At 70.4% G+C, this 2,475-nt stretch carries 3 protein-coding genes; 2 read left to right on the top strand and 1 reads right to left on the bottom strand.

The genetic code is table 11. The features are described from left to right. Positions 1-7: 7 nt before the first annotated feature. Complete coding sequence (locus ACOADB_RS13465) at positions 8-1,738, bottom strand: methylmalonyl-CoA mutase family protein (protein WP_378599366.1); 1,731 nt, start codon at positions 1,736-1,738, stop codon at positions 8-10. A 110-nt stretch (positions 1,739-1,848) separates the two neighbouring features. Here ACOADB_RS13465 and ACOADB_RS13460 point away from each other — a divergent pair, with 110 nt between their 5' ends. Both ACOADB_RS13460 and ACOADB_RS13455 read left to right on the top strand, forming a co-directional pair. Next, complete coding sequence (locus ACOADB_RS13460; RefSeq protein WP_378599363.1) at positions 1,849-2,253, top strand: hypothetical protein; 405 nt, start codon at positions 1,849-1,851, stop codon at positions 2,251-2,253. After that, the coding region (locus ACOADB_RS13455) for a hypothetical protein (RefSeq protein WP_378599372.1) at positions 2,216-2,475 on the top strand (260 nt) is incomplete at its 3' end. The genes ACOADB_RS13460 and ACOADB_RS13455, both read left to right, overlap by 38 nt.

The following is a 2,475-nucleotide window of genomic DNA, read 5'->3' as shown; positions in this document are numbered from 1 at the left end:
GGAATGCTCATGCCAGCTTCTCCCTCGTGCGGTTCAGGAAGGCCAGGGCGTCGACGCCCATCGCTGCGCTGTCGTCAGCCCAGTCGGTCGCCTTCCCGGCGATGATCACGTGTACGGCGCCCGCCTCACGCAGCGCGGCAGCGGCTGCGCCGCCCCACTCGGCGTAGGCGTCGTCGGTGCCGGCGAGGCACACCACCGCCTGCTTGTCGTACGACGCCAGGAGGTCCTCGGCGCTCGAGGTCGGTCCGGCGACGTCGACCGCGATGCCACCGGCGGCCAGCAGGTTGCTGACGAAGGTGGCGCGGGCGGTGTGCTGCGCGACGGTGCCGAGCGTGGCCAGGAAGACCGGGCTCGCGGCGGGCGCGTCGCGCAGGGCCTCGAACGAGGCGCCGTACCGGCGGACCGAGGCGCCGTCCTCGGACGGGGCACGCTCCGGCAGGACCTCGGCGAGGTTCGGGAACTCCGTCAGGCCGGTGATCGGGCGCTTGCGGGTGACGATCTCGGCCTCGCGGCGGGCCACGACGTCGGCGATGCGGTCACGGAGGGCGTCCAGGCCGTCCGTCTCGAGAAGCCCGAGCTCGGCCCAGGCCGCGACGGCGAGGTCGTCGGTCAGCTTCTCGACGGCGTAGGCGCCACCGGCGGGGTCGGCGACCTTGGCGACGTGTGACTCGTCGATGAGCAGGTGCGACACGTTGCGGGCGATCCGGCGACCGAAGAGGTCGGGCTGGCCGACCGGCGTCTCGAACGGCAGGACCGTCACGGCATCCGCGCCGCCGACACCGGCCGCGAAGGCGGCGACGGTCGTGCGGAGCATGTTCACGTAGGGGTCGTACTTGGTCAGCATCGGCCGGCTGGTGACGGCGTGCTGGCGCTGCTCGGCGCTCACGCCGGACAATTCGAGCACCCGCGCCCAGAGCCGGCGGGCAGCGCGCAGCTTGGCGATCGTCGGGAACTGCTCGTCGGTCGCGGCGTAGCGGAACTCGATCAGGTCCGCAGCGACGGCGGGCTCGATGCCGGCCTCGGCCAGCACGCGCAGGTAGGTGGTGGCGACGAAGATGCTGTAGCCGAGCTCCTGCACGTCGCTGGCGCCGAGGTCGTGCGCCGCGGTGGCGTCGACGACGAGGCCACGCACACCGCGCTCGATCGCGAGCTTCGCGACCGCGACGACGTGGTCGACGTTCGCCTGCGTCTCCGCCTCGACGAGGCCCCGGAGCGAGGCTCCGATCGGGTCGACGCCGAGGTTCGTGTCGGGGTGCAGGTTCGTGTAGGTGCCGGTCTCGAACGTGTCGAGGAAGGCCGTCGCGACGGCAACGGGGTCACCGATCGGGTCCAGGACGACGGGCGCGAGGTCGAGCAGCACCTCGTTGAGCAGCGTCTCGAGGTCCGTGTCGGGGCCGGCCTGCACCCACAGGGAGGTGACGCCGCCGTCGAGGTCCACGAGCGCCTGCTCGTTGAGCAACTTCGCGTCGGGACCGGCGATCCGGGCCCGGATGTCCCAGGCACCTGCGCGGGTCGGACGCCCACTGGTCTGCACGCCCTCGAGGTCGGCCGGCGTGCCGATCGGCGTGATCCCGATGCCGTCCAGCGTCTTCCGGGTCAGCTTGTCCCACACCGCAGCGTCGGGATCGGTGTCGCTGAGCTTGCGGGTCTTGCGGAGAACGGCAGCGGTGGCAGCCTCCCAATCGGCGCGCGTGTGCACGTCCTCGGGCTGCGCCAACGGCAGGGGCGTTTCAGTCACGAGCGACAAGACTATCCGTGACAGGACCGCTGTCACGGATGTGTGACCAATCTCCGGGCTACCGGTCAGTAGGAAGCCAGGGAGTTTGCCCCACCCTGAACACTGCACCCGTGAAGGTGATCGACGACCACGGTCAGGTCTGGCGTGTCACTCGCCGCTGGTTGCCGTGGCGCCCTCATCGCCACAAGGTCGACCCCAGCCTCTGGCTCGACGGCGTCGACGACCCCATCGGCTTCCTCATCCTTCTCGTCATCGGCTTCTTCGTGCTGCCGGTCGTCTTGGTCGGCCTCTTCCTCACCCTTGAGGTCCTTCTCATCCTCCTTCTCCTTCCCTTTGCCGTCATCGGCCGGATCGCGCTCGGCAAGCACTGGTGGGTCGAAGCCCGCAAGGGCTTCTCCCCCTACTGGGAGGTCCAGGCCGGCAACTGGCGGCAGAGCCGCGACCAGATCAGGAAGGTCGCAGGCGACATCGAGCGCGGTGACCTGCCCCTGCGGACTCTCGGCCTCGAGGACTGAGATTCACCTGACGTACACCCCGGGCCCTCCCGACGCTCAGACCCGCGCCACGTCCGGACCCGAGGGTGGGAACCATGAAGATCGTTCTTGCGACCGAGACCTTCTACCCCGCGGTCGACAGCACCACCACGACGCTCAAGGCCACGGCCGACCGGCTCATCGACCGGGGCCACACGGTCCGGATCATCGCGCCGGGCCCCGGCCTGGCGAGCTACCGCGGCT

It is taken from the genome of Nocardioides sp. CPCC 206348, from assembly GCF_048654705.1.
In the GTDB taxonomy this organism is placed as follows: domain Bacteria; phylum Actinomycetota; class Actinomycetes; order Propionibacteriales; family Nocardioidaceae; genus Nocardioides.
Note: the sequence above shows the minus strand (reverse complement) of the source record. Positions and strands in the feature narration are given on the sequence as shown.